At 72.0% G+C, this 15537-nt stretch carries 13 protein-coding genes and 2 pseudogenes; 4 read left to right on the forward strand and 11 right to left on the reverse strand.

The annotated features are described in order from the left end of the window. Positions 1 to 2: 2 nt before the first annotated feature. The 11 genes and pseudogenes from glgX to C892_RS32750 all read right to left on the reverse strand — a co-directional run bounded on the left by glgX (position 3) and on the right by C892_RS32750 (position 10623). On the reverse strand, positions 3 to 2126 hold the full coding sequence (gene glgX / locus C892_RS0113225) for a glycogen debranching protein GlgX (protein ID WP_026124335.1): 2124 nt from the start codon (positions 2124 to 2126) through the stop codon (positions 3 to 5). Positions 2127 to 2489: 363 nt separating this feature from the next. Next, complete coding sequence (locus C892_RS0113230; RefSeq protein WP_017557608.1) at positions 2490 to 4121, reverse strand: acyl-CoA dehydrogenase family protein; 1632 nt, start codon at positions 4119 to 4121, stop codon at positions 2490 to 2492. A 104-nt stretch (positions 4122 to 4225) separates the two neighbouring features. Then, complete coding sequence (locus C892_RS0113235) at positions 4226 to 4900, reverse strand: pyridoxine/pyridoxamine 5'-phosphate oxidase (protein ID WP_017557609.1); 675 nt, start codon at positions 4898 to 4900, stop codon at positions 4226 to 4228. Positions 4901 to 5003: 103 nt separating this feature from the next. Continuing rightward, positions 5004 to 5201: pseudogene (locus C892_RS0113240) on the reverse strand (maleylpyruvate isomerase N-terminal domain-containing protein); the annotation flags it as partial. A 290-nt stretch (positions 5202 to 5491) separates the two neighbouring features. Continuing rightward, positions 5492 to 6013, reverse strand: coding sequence for a Uma2 family endonuclease (locus C892_RS0113245; protein ID WP_017557611.1), 522 nt, complete (start codon positions 6011 to 6013; stop codon positions 5492 to 5494). Positions 6014 to 6072: 59 nt separating this feature from the next. Continuing rightward, positions 6073 to 6708 carry a Uma2 family endonuclease gene (locus tag C892_RS0113250; protein ID WP_239647383.1) on the reverse strand — a complete coding sequence of 212 codons (636 nt, stop codon included), beginning with the start codon at positions 6706 to 6708 and terminating at the stop codon, positions 6073 to 6075. A gap of 231 nt (positions 6709 to 6939) precedes the next feature. After that, positions 6940 to 7707, reverse strand: a complete 768-nt coding sequence (locus tag C892_RS0113255) for a sirohydrochlorin chelatase (protein WP_017557613.1) — start codon at positions 7705 to 7707, stop codon at positions 6940 to 6942. Then, complete coding sequence (locus C892_RS0113260; RefSeq protein WP_017557614.1) at positions 7704 to 8435, reverse strand: phosphoadenylyl-sulfate reductase; 732 nt, start codon at positions 8433 to 8435, stop codon at positions 7704 to 7706. Before C892_RS0113260 ends, C892_RS0113255 begins: the two co-directional genes overlap by 4 nt. Beyond that, complete coding sequence (locus C892_RS0113265) at positions 8432 to 8635, reverse strand: hypothetical protein (RefSeq protein ID WP_017541210.1); 204 nt, start codon at positions 8633 to 8635, stop codon at positions 8432 to 8434. Before C892_RS0113265 ends, C892_RS0113260 begins: the two co-directional genes overlap by 4 nt. A gap of 21 nt (positions 8636 to 8656) precedes the next feature. After that, positions 8657 to 10324: a nitrite/sulfite reductase gene (locus tag C892_RS0113270; RefSeq protein WP_017557615.1), complete on the reverse strand. Its 1668-nt coding sequence runs from the start codon at positions 10322 to 10324 to the stop codon at positions 8657 to 8659. Between the two features lie 209 nt (positions 10325 to 10533). Continuing rightward, positions 10534 to 10623: a putative leader peptide gene (locus C892_RS32750; RefSeq protein ID WP_333563675.1), complete on the reverse strand. Its 90-nt coding sequence runs from the start codon at positions 10621 to 10623 to the stop codon at positions 10534 to 10536. A gap of 211 nt (positions 10624 to 10834) precedes the next feature. Here C892_RS32750 and C892_RS28910 point away from each other — a divergent pair, with 211 nt between their 5' ends. The 4 genes and pseudogenes from C892_RS28910 to C892_RS0113295 all read left to right on the forward strand — a co-directional run. Beyond that, on the forward strand, positions 10835 to 12313 hold the full coding sequence (locus C892_RS28910; RefSeq protein ID WP_239647384.1) for a YihY/virulence factor BrkB family protein: 1479 nt from the start codon (positions 10835 to 10837) through the stop codon (positions 12311 to 12313). A gap of 96 nt (positions 12314 to 12409) precedes the next feature. Then, entirely contained in the window at positions 12410 to 13126 is a 717-nt protein-coding gene (locus C892_RS0113285; protein ID WP_017557617.1) for an HNH endonuclease family protein, read from the forward strand. Between the two features lie 719 nt (positions 13127 to 13845). Continuing rightward, entirely contained in the window at positions 13846 to 15258 is a 1413-nt protein-coding gene (locus tag C892_RS0113290) for a hypothetical protein (RefSeq protein ID WP_017557618.1), read from the forward strand. A gap of 31 nt (positions 15259 to 15289) precedes the next feature. Next, positions 15290 to 15537: pseudogene (locus tag C892_RS0113295) on the forward strand (hypothetical protein); the annotation flags it as partial.

A 15537-nucleotide genomic window follows, 5' to 3' on the forward strand; every position in this document is an offset into this window, starting at 1 on the left:
GGTTAGACGCCCGTGGCCGCCCCGTGCGAGACGCGGCGCAGCAGCAGCAGGGCGCGGTCGATCACCGTCGCCGTGCCGCCGGCGGGCACGAACGGGCGGTCGGCCACGTCCGGCTCGGCGGTGTCCAGCACCGCCTCCCAGGCGATCCCGAACTCCCGGCCGGGCAGGGTGAAGTCGACCGGCTCGGGCCCGGAGTTGAGCAGCAGCAGGAAGGAGTCGTCGCTCACCCTGCGCCCGCGCGGGTCGGGCTCGGTGATCGCGTCGCCGTTGAGGAACACCCCCAGCCGAGTGGACCCGTCGTGCCAGTCGGACTGCTCCATGGTGCCGCCGTCCGGGCGCAGCCAGGCGATGTCGGGCAGCGACCCGGCCGCCCCGGCGCGCCCCTGGAAGAAGCGGCGGCGGCGGAAGACCGGGTGCTCGCGGCGCAGCCGGGCCAGGCCGCGCACGTACTCCAGCAGGTCCGACTCCTCGGCGGCGGCCTTCCAGTCCACCCAGGCGATCTCGTTGTCCTGGCAGTAGGCGTTGTTGTTGCCGCGCTGGGTGCGGCCGGCCTCGTCGCCGTGCGAGAGCATCACCACGCCCTGGGAGCAGAACAGGGTGGCCAGGAAGTTGCGCACCTGGCGGCGGCGCAGCGCCAGCACCTCGGGCCGCTCGGTGGGGCCCTCCACGCCGTGGTTCCAGGACCGGTCGTCGTCGCTGCCGTCCCGGTTGTCCTCGCCGTTGTCCTCGTTGTGCTTGTGGTCGTAGGAGACCAGGTCGGCCATGGTGAAGCCGTCGTGGCAGGTGACGAAGTTGACCGAGGCCACGGGGCGGCGGCCGTCGTCCTGGTACAGGTCGCTGGAGCCCGACAGCCGCGAGGCCAGTTCGGGGACGACGGCGTGGCCGCGCCAGAAGTCGCGCACGGTGTCGCGGTACTTGCCGTTCCACTCGGTCCACAGCGGCGGGAAGTTGCCGACCTGGTAGCCGCCGGGGCCCACGTCCCAGGGCTCGGCGATCAGCTTGGCCTGGGAGATCACCGGGTCCTGCTGGACGATGTCGAAGAAGGTGCTCAGCCGGTCCACGTCGTGGAACTCGCGGGCCAGCGCCGAGGCCAGGTCGAACCGGAAGCCGTCGACGTGCATCTCCAGCACCCAGTAGCGCAGCGAGTCCATGATGAGCTGCAGCGAGTGCGGGTGGCGCACGTTCAGGCTGTTGCCGCAGCCGGTGTAGTCCACGTAGTAGCGGGGGTCGTCGTCGACCACCCGGTAGTAGGACAGGTTGTCGATGCCGCGCAGGGACAGGGTGGGGCCCATGTGGTCGCCCTCGGCGGTGTGGTTGTAGACCACGTCCAGCAGGACCTCGATCCCCGCCTCGTGCAGGGCCTTGACCATCGCCTTGAACTCCTGCACCTGCTGGCCGCGGGAGCCGTTGGCGGCGTAGCCGCTGTGCGGGGCCAGGTAGGCGAGGGTGTTGTACCCCCAGTAATTGGTGAGCCCCCGGGCGATCAGTGCGTGTTCGGGGACGAAATGGTGCACCGGCATCAATTCGACGGCGGTGACGCCCAGCGAGCGGAAATAGTCGACCATCGCGGGGTGGCCGAGGCCGGCGTAGGTCCCCCGCTGGTGCTCGGGGATGTCCGGGTGGAGCCGGGTCAGCCCCCGCACATGGGCCTCGTAGATGACCGTCTCGTTGTAGGGGATGCGCGGGCGCGACTCGTTGCTCCAGTCGAAGAAGGGGCTGACGACGACGCATTTGGGCACATAGGCGGAACTGTCCCGGGTGTTCTGCCGGGACGGGTCGTCGAAGTGGTAGGAGAAGAGGGACTCGTGCCAGTGGACCGACCCGTCGATCGCCTTGGCGTAGGGGTCGACCAGCAGCTTGTCGGGGTTGCACCGCAGGCCGTGCTCGGGCTCGTAGGGGCCGTGGACCCGGTAGCCGTACCGCTGGCCCGGTCCCACGCCGGGCAGGTAGCCGTGCCAGACGAAGCCGTCGAACTCGGTCAGCGGGACCTGGGTCTCCGTCCCGGCGTCGTCGAAGAGGCACAGCCGGACCGCCTCGGCGGCCTCGGAGAACAGGGAGAAATTGGTCCCCGTCCCGTCGTAGGTGGCGCCGAGGGGGTAGGGGGTTCCTGGCCAGACTTCCACCATGGGGTCGCCGCTCCGCTCGGGGTCGTGGACGGTCGTGAATTCGGTGCTGTTTTCGCCTGTCACCGGTAGTCTGCCCGCTTTTCGGGCGTCGTTCGGGGGACCGACGCGGTTCGCCTGAGGATTCCTGTCGGAACCGGCGGGCGGACGGCGGCATTTCGCCGCAATCCGGGCGGGAATCGGTACGGAGAACGGCCCTGCGGGTGCGGGACCGCATCGCCTCTGCGACGCCCGGCGGTGTGCGGCGGTGCGGCGGTGCGGCGGTGCGGCACATGGCCGGGTCCGGTCAGCGGTGCCGGTCAGCGGTGCCGGTCAGCGGGGCCGGTCCCCCGCCGCCACGATCGGCGGAGGACCGGCGGACCGGCCTCAGGCCTTCGGGCGGGCCCGCTCCAGGATGGCGGCGGTGTCGACGCCGCGCGGCAGGGCGCCGAACACGTCCCCGGCGCCGTCCCCCAGGCGGGAGGCGACGAAGGCCTCGGCGACCGGCGCAGGGGAGTGGCGCAGCAGCAGGGAGGCCTGCAGGCACAGCGCCATCGAGCGGACCAGCCCGCGCGCGCGGAACTCGATGTCCTCCAGGTCCGACAGCGACTCCTGCACGCGCTTGACCTCGGCGTCCAGGCGCGCGTCGGCCCCTTCGGCCAGGCGGACCTCCGCCAGGAACGCCTCCAGCGCCTCGGGGCTCTTGGCCATGGCGCGCAGCACGTCCAGGGCGGCCACGTTGCCCGAGCCCTCCCAGATCGAGTTCAGGGGCGACTCGCGGAACAGGCGCGGCATCCCCGACTCCTCCACGTACCCGTTGCCGCCCAGGCACTCCAGGGCCTCGGCGGCGTGGGCCGGAGCGCGCTTGGTCACCCAGAACTTGCCCACAGCCACGGCGAGCCGACGGAAGGCCGCCTCCTGCCCGTCGCCGCGGACGGCGCGGTCCACCGCTCCGGCCAGGCGGGTCATGAGGACGGTGGCGGCCTCCGACTCCAATGCCAGGTCGGCCAGCACGTTGCGCATCAGCGGCTGGTCGATGAGCGCCTTGCCGAAGGCCCGCCGCTCGCTCGCGTGGTGGACCGCCTGGAGCAGGGCCGCGCGCATCCCGGCCGAAGAGCCGATGACGCAGTCCAGGCGGGTGCCGTTGACCATCTCGATGATCGTGCGCACCCCCTGGCCCGGCTCACCGACCGGCCAGGCCAGGGCGCCGTCGTACTCGATCTCCGAGGAGGCGTTGGAGCGGTTGCCGAGCTTGTCCTTGAGCCGCATCAGGTGCACCGGGTTGCGGACCCCGTCCTCCAGCACGCGCGGCACCAGGAAGCAGGTCAGCCCTTCGGGCGCCTGGGCGAGGGCCAGGAACACGTCGCTCATCGGCGCGGAGGTGAACCACTTGTGGCCGGTGAGGCGGTAGGAGCCGTCGGATCCGGGGACCGCCCGGGTGGTGTTGGCCCGCACGTCCGAGCCGCCCTGCTTCTCGGTCATCGACATGCCGGCGATCAGGCCCTGCTTGGTGAGCGGGGCCCGCAGCCCGAAGTCGTAGGTGCGGGCGGTGAGCAGCGGTTCGAAGCGCTCGGCCAGCCCGGGGGAGCGGCGCAGGGCCGGGACCGCGGCGTAGGTCATGGAGACCGGGCAGCCGTGGCCGCCCTCGACCTGGGACCACACGTAGAACTTGGCGGCGCGCGCCACGTGGGCGCCCTCGTGCGCCTCGGACCACGGTGCGGCGTGCAGCCCGTGGGAGACGGCGGTGTCCATGAGCACGTGCCAGGCGGGGTGGAAGTCGACCTCGTCGACGCGGTGCCCGTAGCGGTCGTGGGTGCGCAGTTCGGGGGTGTTGCGGTCGGCCTGCTCGCCCCAGGCGCGCGCCCGCGCGCTCCCGGCGAGCCGGCCGAGCTCGTGCAGCTCCTCGCCCGCCCAGCCGGCTCCCTGCCGCTCCACCCCCTCCAGCAGGGCGGGGTCGGCGGCGACGTCGTGCCCCTCCAGCGGTGTGGCCTGGTTGAGCACTTCGTGCGTGGCGGGCATGGCGCACCTTCCTCTCCGGATCGCGGCCCCTGCGGACCGCCGGGCGAATCCGAACGGCATTCGGTCACGAGGCGCCCAGGATAGCCCGCCGGCCCCGGAGCCGGTCAGGGCCAGAGCAGCTCGCGCTTCCAGGCGTCGTCGATGGAGGAGCGGGTGAAGTGCAGACGGGTGTGCAGCCGCTGCGGGTGGCCCTGCCAGAACTCGGCCTCCATCGGCACCAGCCGGTAGAGCGCCCAGGAGGAGGGGACCACCTCCGGGTCGGCCCCGACCGCGGCCAGCCCCTCCTCGAAGGCGCGGGCGACCTCGTCCGGGTCGCCGAGCGGGGCGGACTGCCGCCCGTGCATCCCCGCCGCGCGCCCCTCGGGTGAGCGCTCGCGGAAGTCCAGCGCGTTCTCCTCGGGCGTCCCGATCAGCACGGGCCCGCGCAGCCGGATCTGCCGGGCCTGCTCGCGCCAGTGGAACACCATGGCGGCCTCGGGGCGCTGCGCCAGCTCCCGGCCCTTGCGGCTGGAGGAAGGGGTGGCGAAGGAGAACCCGCGCTCGTCGGCGTCCTTGAGGATCAGCACGCGGGCCGACGGCGATCCCCCGGCGTCGGCCGTGGCGACCACCGCGGCGTGCGGCTCGCTGACACCGGCCTCGACCGCCTGCCGCAGCCATTCCTCGAACAGCTCCAGGGGCTCGTCGGGCGCCGAGGAGGGATCGAAGCCGGGGGCGGAACCGGCGAAGACCGGGACGTCGCGCAGGAGCCGTCTGATCCCGTTCCCGCGTGCTGGCGCCATCTGGTTCCTCCTGTGTTCGAGGGGGATTCGGATCGGTCGGGGGAAGCGGGGGAAGCGGAGTGGTGGAGTCAGGGGATGATCCCGACGCTATCGCGCCCCGCCGTCACGGCCAGGGCCGCAGCCCCGGGACCTCCCCGCCGGGGACCTTCACGGGCCCCTGGGGCGAGCGCCCGGCGAGCCAGGCCGCTGGGCGCAGCTGTGCCAGGGCGTAGGCCACGCTGGAGAAGTGGGCGGCCACATGCTCGCGCGTCCAACCGGGGAGCGTGGACGCACCGCGTGCGGAGTCGTCGTCCATTGCGTCGAAACGACGAGCAGCCGTTCAGTGCGCACGCGAGTGGCGGAGGAGGGCGGGAGGGGGCATGGGAGTGAACTCGTAACCGGGGTGGTCGGGTCTGGAACACGGTCGGTGGGGCGTCGCTCCTCCGGCCGCCACTGGTGGCATGCACGGAGCCGTGCGAAAAAGCCATGTGCTCCACACTCTAGAGGAGGCGGACACCCTTGACGGGCTGTTCGGCGAGGACATCGACGCCATCTCCAAGGGGGTGCCACCGACTTTCACTGGGCGGTGGACCGGGTGCCGAACTAAAGGAATCAGGAGTCGATCGTGAAGGTGTCCGTCTTGATCACGGTGCCTTCGAGAGGAAAGGGGAATTTTACAGTGTCACCGAAGTGCATTCGGTTCATTGGCGTGTACACACTGCCTGTAGGTGTGGAGTGGAGGATGAGTGAACCATCCCTGGGGTCGGCGAATAAATAGAGGGGGACGCCGAAGGCGGCATGCATGACGGCTCTGTCGAGTACTTGCCCGGCTCCAGCGGAGTGAGGTGCGACGTCCACCGCCAAGTAGACCTCGTCCGGCGAGGTGATCCATTCATTGCCGTCGGGTCCCTCCTCGTTCAAGTCCACCACGACCACGTCGGGAATGGCGTAGTCATCACCGTCGAGGAGTCCGACGGCAGTCCGCTGCATGGGGGCTATCGGGGGCTGGAGCTGGTGGAGGAGCTGACGGTATATCCTTTCCTTAATCCCTATGCGGCGCAGTGTCGAGGGCGGGGTCGCGACGAACACGCCGGACAGGAGCTCGATTTTGAAGCCTTCTGGAAGCGCTTCCACAAGGCAGTCGGCGAGAGAGCGTAGCGGGCGAGGGCCTTTTTGGGGGCTGGTCAATGATCTCAGTCGTCGGGGTAGAGAGGGAATGAGGAGGTGTCGATCTCAATGCCGTCGAGGGGGTGGGGGAGCTTTACAAGGGTGCCGAACTCCATTTTGTGTACCCCCTTGAACTCGCCATCGCGTGGATCGGAATGAAGGGTGAGGGAGCCGTTGCGGGGATCGACGATCAAATAGAGTGGGATCCCGAGTTCGGCATAAATATTCGGCTTCACCTTGATGTCGCTGAGGGCGTTGCTGTTAGAGACCACTTCGAGAACGAACTCTACCGTGTCCGGAGGGTTGAGCCACAGTGGATTCCTGGCGGCGCCCTCGGGGAACACCAAGAGGTCGGGGACTGTTGACGGCCCGTCATCGTTGTCGAGGCCCACGGACGTATTGTGCGAAGTGACCAGGTCCTCGGGGAGTTGGGACTCCATTTGGAGCATGATGGTCCGAACAACGAAGTTATGCGGATTCATAGGGGTGGGGGACACGACGATTTCTCCTCCGAGAACCTCGACCCGGCATCCTGGGGGGAGCTTCTCGGCCAACTCGTCGGCGAGGGCGCGTAGAGACCCCGGAGTCGGCATGTCTGGTTCCGATGCGCCGTGCGCTGCATCGGAGCCAGGACTCGGGGCGTCGATCTCGGCAACGGACATGGGGTCTGCTCCTCTGTTAGACGCGGACATCGTAGAGACCGGCCCCTTCCTCTGTCCGGGAAACCGTGGAATCCCCCGGAAAATCGTCGTCGACCTGTTCACGAGCGTAGTCACGGGCGCGAGGGAAGGCCAGTTCCCGTCCGTCCGACACACGAATGCGGCCGCCGCCCAGGGGATGGGCGGCGGCCGCATTCGGGCCGCCGTGGAACCGGACGGCGGCCGGGCCGGTCCTCAGCCGGCCGCGACCCTCGGGAAGGCCGGAGCCTCCAGGAGGGCCTCCTCGTATCTGCGGACCACCAGCTCGGCCACCTCGGGCGCGTCGCCCAGGGCCGCCGACACCGCCGCCCCCTCGGCGGCGGCCTGGTCGGCCACCCGGTCCGCGAAGAAACCCGGCGCCAGCAGGTAGGTCGCCGCAGCCACGTGCGGCGCCCCCGCGTCCCGCAGCCGGGCCGCCGCCTCGCCCGGGGTGGGCGAGGCCATCGACGCGTGCGCCGCGACCACCTCCCGCCACGGGCCGCGCCGCGCCAGCTCGGCGGCCGCCGCCTCGATCACCGCGTTGGCCTCCGGGTCGCTGGAGCCCGCCGACGCCAGCACCAGGGCGGTGTCCGGCGACGCCTCCAGGCCCGCCTCCCGCAGCCGCCGCTCGACGGCCTCCAGCAGCAGCGGGTGCGGCCCCAGGGTGCGCGCGTAGCGCAGGCGCAGCCACGGGAACGCCGCCGCCGCCCGCTCCAGCACCCCCGGCAGGTCCACCTTGCTGTGGTAGGCCGCGGTCAGCAGCGCCGGCAGCACGACCGCCTCGCCCGCGCCCTCGGCGGCCAGCCCGGCCAGCGCCTCCTCGGCTCCCGGCTCCACGTGGTCCAGGTAGGCCACCCGCACGTCCAGGTCCGGGCGCAGCTCCCGCACCCGCCCGAAGACGCGCTCCACGGTGGCCGAGGACCGCGCGTCCTGGCTGCCGTGCGCCACCGCCAGCAGCGGCACCCGCGCGCTCCCGCCGCTCACAGGTGGATCCCGCACTCGGTCTTGGAGAACCCCGCCCAGCGGCCGCTGCGCGGGTCCTCGCCCTCCTCCACGCGGCGCGTGCAGGGCGCGCAGCCGATAGAGGGGTAGCCGTCGTACTGCAGCGGGTTCACCAGGACCCCGTGCTCGGCCATGTAGGCGTCCACGTCCTCCTGCGTCCACCCGGCGATCGGGTTGACCTTGACCATCCTGCGGCGCCGGTCCCACTGCACGACCGGGACGCCGCGCCGGGTGGAGGACTCGTCCCGGCGCAGCCCGCTCAGCCACGCGTCGTAGGGCTCCAGGGCGCGCTTGAGCGGCTCCACCTTGCGCAGGTGGCAGCAGATGGAGGGGTTGCGGCCGTGCAGCCGCGGCCCCAGGTCGCGGTCCTGCTCGGCGACGGTCCGCAGCGGCTCGACGTTGACGAGGTTGATCGGGTACATCGCGGCCACCGCGTCGCGGGTGCCGATCGTCTCGGCGAAGTGGTAGCCGGTGTCCAGGAAGATCACGTCGATGCCCGGGGCCACCCCGGAGACCAGGTCGACCATGAGGGCGTCGGCCATGGAGGAGGTCATGCACAGCCGGTCGCCGAACCGCTCGGCGGCCCAGGCGATGACCTCGCGGGCGGGAGCGCCCTCCAGGTCGGACGCCGCCCGCTCGGCCAGGGCGCGCCCGTCCTCGTCGGTCCCGGCCGCCGGTCTGGCGCCGGTATCGGCTTCGGTGATGCTCATTCGTTCCCATCCGTCCCGGTCGGGCCCGCGTCGCCGGCGACGGCGGCGGCGCGCAGGCCGACGAACTTCACCCGGAAGACCCGGGCGCAGGAGTAGCAGGCCCAGGCGTATCCCGCGCCCCGCTCGCCGTCGCCCTCGTGCGGGGCGAGGTCCTCGTCGCCGCAGTAGGGGCAGTAGTGGGGGGCGGCTCTCTCACTCACGTTCGTCCACCGTCCGTCGCATCACTTCAGGTCGGCGTCGTCGGCGCGCGCCGCCCAGACGGCGAACGCCTCGCCGTCCTCGCGCTGGTCCAGGAAGCGGCGCAGCACCCGCTCGACGTAGTCGGGCAGTTCCTCGGCGGTCGTCTTCAGACCGCGCACCTTGCGCCCGAAGGCGGAGTTGAGGCCCATGGCCCCGCCCAGGTGCACCTGGTACCCCTCCACCTGGCGTCCCTCGTCGTCGGTCATCAGCTGCCCCTTGAGGCCGATGTCGGCGACCTGGATGCGGGCGCAGGAGTTGGGGCAGCCGTTGATGTTGACCGTCACCGGCTCGGGGAAGTCCGGCAGCCGCCGCTCCAGCTCGTCGATGAGCGCGGCGCCGCGGTCCTTGGTCTCCACGATGGCGAGCTTGCAGAACTCGATTCCGGTGCAGGCCATGGTCTGGCGGCGGAACACGCTGGGCCGCACCCGCAGGTCCTCGGCCTCCAGCGCCTCCACGATCGACTCGGTGCGCTCGGGCTCCACGTCCAGCACGACCAGCTTCTGGTCGGCGGTGGTGCGGATCCGGTCCGAGCCGTGCGCCTCGGCGATGTCGGCGATGCGCGAGAGCTTGGTGCCCGAGACCCGGCCCACGCGCGGCGCGAAGCCCACGTAGTTGCGGCCGTCGCGCTGGCGGTGCACGCCGACGTGGTCCCGCTCCAGCCCCGGGTCCAGCCGCGGCGCCGGACCGTCGGGCAGGGCGTAGCCCAGGTACTCCTTCTCCAGCACCTCGCGGAACTTCTCCGGCCCCCAGTCCTTGACCAGGAACTTGATCCGGGCGCGGTGCCGAAGCCGCCGGTAGCCGTAGTCGCGGAAGACCGAGGTGACCCCGGCCCACACCTCGCTCACCCGCTCGGGGGCGACGAACACCCCCAGCCGCTTGGCGAACATCGGGTTGGTCGACAGCCCGCCGCCGACGTGCAGGTCGTAGCCGGGCGTGCCGTCCGGGCCGACGACGCCGACGAAGGCGACGTCGTTGATCTCGTGGTTGGTGCAGTAGGAGGAGCAGCCCGAGATGGAGGACTTGAACTTGCGCGGCAGGTTGGAGAACAGGGGGCTGCCGATGTGGTCGTCGTAGACCCGGCGGATCTCCTCGGTGGCGTCGATGACCTCGTCCTCGGCCACGCCCGCCAGCGGGCAGCCCAGGACGACCCGCGGGGTGTCGCCGCAGGCCTCCATGGTCGACAGCCCCACCGCCTCCAGCTTCTCCCAGATGGCCGGCACGTCCTCGATGCGCACCCAGTGCAGCTGGACGTTCTGCCGGTCGGTGATGTCGGCGGTGTCGCGCCCGTAGGCGGTGGAGATCTCGGCGACGGCCCGCAGCTGGGCCACGGTGAGCTGGCCGCCGTCGATGCGCACGCGCAGCATGAAGTAGCGGTCGTCGAGCTCCTCGGGCTCCAGCACGGCGGTCTTGCCGCCGTCGATGCCCGGGGCGCGCTGGGTGTACAGGCCGAACCAGCGGAAGCGGCCGCGCAGGTCGGCGGGGTCGATGGAGTCGAACCCGGCCTTGGAGTAGATGTCGATGATGCGCCGGCGGACGTTGAGCCCGTCGTCGTTCTTCTTGTTCTCTTCGTTCTTGTTCAGCGGCTCGCGGTAGCCGAGGGCCCACTGGCCCTCCCCGCGGCGGGGGCGGGCTGAGGCGGCGGGAGGCATGTCCGGTGTCCTCCGAGCGGATCTGCGGGGCGTCGGGCCGGGCCGCCGCGCACCGCTCCCCCGACTGTCGCTGCCCGGTCGCGCCTTCGGGTCCGGGGCAGGGCTGATCGCCGGTTCGGCTGGAGGACGTCGGCGCCGCTCGCGCCCCTGGTGTACGGGCGGGATTGGGGTGCGCGGGGGCCTGCGGTGGCCCCGCGCGCTGCGGCGGGTCAGCCGACGGTGCGACAGATGGCGCTGCTCACCCGAAGCAGGTCCACGTGCCGGCGCACGTAGAGCATGGGGTCGATCGCAGCCATCATGGCAACGACCATGACACGCGGCGCGCCCGGATGTCCAGGTCTGGGCGGGCCCACCCGTCCGTGAAGCACGTCACGTGGACGGTGTGCGGCGGGCGCGCCGCCGCCGTCCCGGTCGCGGCCGGGTCACGGTTGCCTATGCGGACCGACACGAATGGGCGACGTCCCGGGGCGAGGCGGTGGCGGCGGCCCTTGCGGACTCTAACGTGGTCGTGTGAGGGGCGTTGCGGAGCGTGTGCGGACCTGGGCGCGCGAGTGGGCCGAACGCCGCCCGGTGCCGGGCGGCGCGGTGCTGCTCGCGGCGCGGACCGTGCGCGCGGTCGCCCGCACCCGGATCATCGGCCTGGCGGCCGAGTCGGCGTTCTTCTCCCTGCTGTCGCTGCCGGCCCTGCTGCTGGGGCTGGTCGGCACCCTGGGCCACCTGCGGGGGGTCCTCGGCGAGGACACCGTGCTGGAGATCCGCACCTGGATGCTGGAGCTGGCCGCCGAGGCGCTGACCCAGCGCACCGTGGACACCCTCGTCGCCCCGATGGTCGACGAGTTCCTGCGCGGCGCCCAGGGCGGTGTGCTGTCGGTGACCTTCCTGGTGTCCCTGTGGTCGGGCTCGCGGGCGATGAACGTGTTCATCGAGGCGATCACCATCGCCTACGGCCTCGACGGGCTGCGCGGCTACCTCGCCCGGCGGGCGCTGGCGTTCGTGGCCTACCTCGGGGCGCTGGTCTTCGCCCTGGCGGTGCTCCCGCTGATGGTGGTCGGCCCCGACGTGGTGCACAGCATGCTTCCGGTGACCGTGGGGCACCTCAACAACCTGTACTGGCCGGTCGTGGGGGGCCTGACGGTGCTGGCGGTGGCGATGCTGTACGCGCTCAGCGTCCCCGCCCGGGTGGCGTTCTGGCGGCACCTGCCCGGCGCCGTGCTGGCCGCCCTGATCCTGCTGCTGGGCAGTGTGGTCCTGCGGGTGTACCTCGACGCCTCCTTCGGGCAGGTCACCATCTACGGGTCTCTGGCGGCCCCCATCGCGGTGCTGGCGTGGCTGTGGGTGATGGCCCTGGCGGTGCTCATCGGCACCTCGCTGAACGCCGAGATCGACCTCATGTGGCCGACCCAGCGCACCGCGGCGGCCCGCGCCGAGCTGGCGGGGCGGCGCGTCGCCCGGGCCACGCGGCAGGTCGAGCGGCACGAGCAGGCCCTGCAGACGGCGACCGAGCGGGACGAGCGCTCCCGCGAGGAGCGCGAGGAGCGCGAGGAGCGCGAGGAACGGCAGGGCGGCGCTCAGAGCGGCCCCATGCGGCTGTGGAGCGGGGTGCGGGTCCGGATCGACGAGCGCCTGTCCCGGGCCGTCCGGCCCGGCGCGTCCGAACGCCTTCCCGGCCGTGGGGCGAGCGCGGGCACCGCGGGCACCGCAGGCGGTGGCGCCGAGGTCGGGACCGGTGACGCCGGGAACGATGACCGCGACACGGGCGACGACGGAGCCGCCGGGGACTCGGGAGCCCTGCGGGCCCCGCGGGGAGGCGAGCGCGGGGGAGAGGAAGACCTCGCCCCGCGGCAACGCCGCGAGGACGCCCGGCCCGAATCCGACGGCCCGGCAGAGCCCGAGGCAGCGCCTGAGGCAGAGCCCGAGGAACCCCCCGAAACCGCCGAAGCGCCCGCCGCACCGTCCTCAGGCCGGTCCCAGAGCCCCCCGCAAGACTGAATCCGCGCCGGCGTCGGGCATCCTTGACGAGGACGGCCCCGACGCGCGTCCGCCCCCGTACTCCCCGTCCCCGAGTCACGACAGGTTGAGCACAGCATGCCCCGCACCTCCACGCGCGACCGCCGCAAGACCGGTGCCTTCGCGATCGTCGTCGCAGTCATCGCCCTCGCCGCCTTCCTCCTGATGGTCAAAGAGGAAGGCCTTCAAGGAACACTGCGCGTGCTCACCGGCGAGGAGGCCACCGGGACCCCCGTCGGCGGCGAAAGCGCCGACGCCCAGGAGGCGCGGAGCGCGCTGGAGGAGATCCCCGTCGCCGAGCCGGCCCCGCGCGGGGACTACGAGCGCGACGAGTTCGGGTCGTCCTGGATCGACACCGACGACAACGGGTGCTCGACGCGCAACGACGTCCTCGCCCGCGACCTGGCCGATACCGATGTCGGTCAGGACTGCAAGGTCCTGGGCGGGGTCCTGGACGACCCCTATACGGGCGAGACGATCGACTTCTCCGCCGACGACCCGCAGGCCGTGCAGATCGACCACGTGGTGCCGCTCTCTCTCGCCTGGAGGATGGGCGCCTCGGAGTGGGACCGCGACACCCGTGTGGAGTTCGCCAACGACCCCGGCAACCTGCTCGCCGCCGACGGCCCGGCCAACATGTCCAAGGGCGACGCCGGCCCCGGTGAGTGGCAGCCCTATGAGGGCTTCCAGTGCGACTACGCCCTGGCCTACATCGACGTGACCGACCGCTACGGGTTGCCGCTGGCGCAGGAAGACCACGACGGCCTCGGGGACATGCTCGACACCTGTGCGTGAGGCGCGGGCCTGACGCCACCCCGTTCGCCCCGCCGGCCCCCGCTTTAGAAGCGGTCGGAATCGCCTCTGGAGCCGTCGACCCGCGTAGAGCGGAGACCGGCGGGGCGGGGGCACTGTTCGGCCGCTCCAATGCTGCTCCAGTGTCGTTTCCCCGTCGGACCGGGGCGGCCGTCGGCGCGTTCCGGTTCCGAAATGTCGCGGAACCGCGTCGGAAGCATCACGGATCCATGGCCGGAAGCGGTCACTGCGACACGACCCGAACACCCCCGAGGAGGCGCCCGAGGGCGTCCCCGGGAGGGGCCTTCACCTGCCGACCCCATGACCCCTTGTGCATTGTTGCTGGTGAAAGGCGTGAGTAGGTGGTGACGCGCAGTGGCTCCACGGGGTTGCAGGGATCCGCGCCACCCTGCGCGGCCGTGTTCTCCAAGGGCAGGGCGAGCCCGGCGGTGTCAGAGGGGGGACAGTATGCTCTTCCAGGCCCGTGTCGCCCCAAAGCGCCGACGGATCCGTACACCGCCGGCCCCGGACACGGTCTGCACCGGGGCGGCCGAGCGACATCGCCCGCAGCCCCCCCGCGATCCGCCCTTCACGCCTCCTGACAGGCGGCCTCTCGACGAGTCGATGAACAGGTTCCCGAACAGCATGAGCGCAGCATTTCCCCCGCGGGCCGGACGGCCCTCCGCCGGCCCCCGTGTCCGGCAGGCGGCGGGCGGTGGCGCATGAACAACCCCGATCCCGGCGCGCACCACTACTCCGTCATCGTGGTGATCTCTCCGGACGAGCGCAGCGCGGAGGTCACCATCGCGGGGCGCACCCAGGTGGTCACCGGTGAGACGCCCCGGCAGACCCGCAGCAGCGCCCTGGACGCCGCGGCGTCCTACGCCGCGCACCTGGGCCGCCCCGTGCTGGTCAACGCCCGCGACGCCAACGGCTCCTGGCAGCTGTCGGTGTCGCCCACCGGTGTGGTGCAGACGGTCGGCGGGACCGACTCCGAGCTCATCGGGCAGCAGGAACAGAAGAAGTCCTCCGGCAAGGGGCGCGTGATCGCCCTCTCGGTGGTGGGCGGCGTGCTCGTGCTCGGCCTGCTCGGCGGGGGCGGCTACGTCGCCCTCGGGCTCCTGCCCACCGGCGGCTCCGACAACGGCGGCGGTGGCGGCGGGGACGACGACCGGCCGATCGTGTTCGACGGCCGGCCGGTCCCGCCGGGCTTCAGCGACCAGGCCGCATGGACGCGCCCTCTGGCGCCCGATGCCAACCCCTCCGTCGCCCCGGACGGCGGCTCGGTGGCGTTCATCGACGAGGCGGGCACGCTCAACCTCGTCGGTCCCGAAGGCCAGGAGCTGTGGTCGTCCGAGGTTCCGGAGGAACTGGCCGGCTCGGACGCAACCCCCTACTTCGTCGCCGAGGGCGACGCCTACGGGGTGGCCCTGTTGGGCGAGGGCTCGGTGTGGCAGTGGCCGGCCGAAGGGGGCGAGCCCGTCGAGACCGAGGTCCCCGACGGTGCGCGGGTCTCCTTCGCAGGGAACGCCCCGCTGGTGGAGGACGGCGACGACGCCTACGTCCCCGAGGGCGGTGAGCTGACCGCCGTCGAGGTCCCCGAGGGCTACGGCGCCATGCTCAACGACGGCCGGGACGTCCTCACCGCGGTGCGCACCGGCCCGTGGGAATGGGTCGGCCCCGGAGGCGAGCGGGTGGAGCCCGATGAGCCCCGGGGAGCCGACGAGATGGACGAGCTTCTGACGGCACGGGCCGAGACGGTCGTCGTCGTCTGGAGCGCGGGCGGCGAGTCGGTCCTCGCCGTCCACGATTCGCGCGACGGATCCGTCATCGCGCAGTCTCCCGTGGACCCGGCGGATCTGGAGGACGCGCGCTGGGTGGAGGGCGACGGTGTCGCCGCCTACGGCCCGGTCGTGTTCGACCTGGCCGCGGGCGAGGCGCAGGATGTCGGCCTCGATCCCGTCAGCGCCTCCGGTGACCGGGTCTACGGCGAGCTCGACGGCGAATCCGTCGCCGTCGACGCTGCGGGAGAGCCGACCGTACTCGAAGAGGACACGGCCCGTCCCTGGGGCATCCTCGGCGACCGGGCGGTGGTCGTCTCCGGCGACTCCGTGTACGCGCTCTCCCCTGAGTGATCCCCCTCTACTGAAAGAAGAAAGGAGCAGGATGTCGCACGCACGACGCGCTTTCGGTGTCGCGGCAGCGGGCCTGCTGGCGGCCGGTTTCTCGGCCTCCCCGGCCTTCGCGGACGCGGACGAGGCGGCCAACGAGCCGGTCGAGGCTCCGGTCGAGCCGGCGGAGGGTTCCCCCGCGGACATCGGCATCACGCTCGAGGTCGGGCTGTTCGACGAAGACCCCGGTGACGGTGACGGCGGTTCCGGTGAGCCGGGCGAGCCCGGTGACGGTGACGGCGG

The organism is Nocardiopsis baichengensis YIM 90130, from assembly GCF_000341205.1.
In the GTDB taxonomy this organism is placed as follows: Bacteria; Actinomycetota; Actinomycetes; order Streptosporangiales; family Streptosporangiaceae; genus Nocardiopsis_A; species Nocardiopsis_A halophila.

What these genes read in the sequence shown, in the direction of transcription:
- glgX (WP_026124335.1), bottom strand. Translation starts at nt 2,126, where the DNA reads ATGGTGGAAGTCTGGCCAGGAACCCCCTACCCCCTCGGCGCCACCTAC.
- C892_RS0113230 (WP_017557608.1), bottom strand. Translation starts at nt 4,121, where the DNA reads ATGCCCGCCACGCACGAAGTGCTCAACCAGGCCACACCGCTGGAGGGG.
- C892_RS0113235 (WP_017557609.1), bottom strand. Translation starts at nt 4,900, where the DNA reads ATGGCGCCAGCACGCGGGAACGGGATCAGACGGCTCCTGCGCGACGTC.
- C892_RS0113250 (WP_239647383.1), bottom strand. Translation starts at nt 6,708, where the DNA reads ATGTCCGTTGCCGAGATCGACGCCCCGAGTCCTGGCTCCGATGCAGCG.
- C892_RS0113260 (WP_017557614.1), bottom strand. Translation starts at nt 8,435, where the DNA reads ATGAGCATCACCGAAGCCGATACCGGCGCCAGACCGGCGGCCGGGACC.
- C892_RS0113270 (WP_017557615.1), bottom strand. Translation starts at nt 10,324, where the DNA reads ATGCCTCCCGCCGCCTCAGCCCGCCCCCGCCGCGGGGAGGGCCAGTGG.
- C892_RS32750 (WP_333563675.1), bottom strand. Translation starts at nt 10,623, where the DNA reads ATGATGGCTGCGATCGACCCCATGCTCTACGTGCGCCGGCACGTGGAC.
- C892_RS0113285 (WP_017557617.1), top strand. Translation starts at nt 12,410, where the DNA reads ATGCCCCGCACCTCCACGCGCGACCGCCGCAAGACCGGTGCCTTCGCG.
- C892_RS0113290 (WP_017557618.1), top strand. Translation starts at nt 13,846, where the DNA reads ATGAACAACCCCGATCCCGGCGCGCACCACTACTCCGTCATCGTGGTG.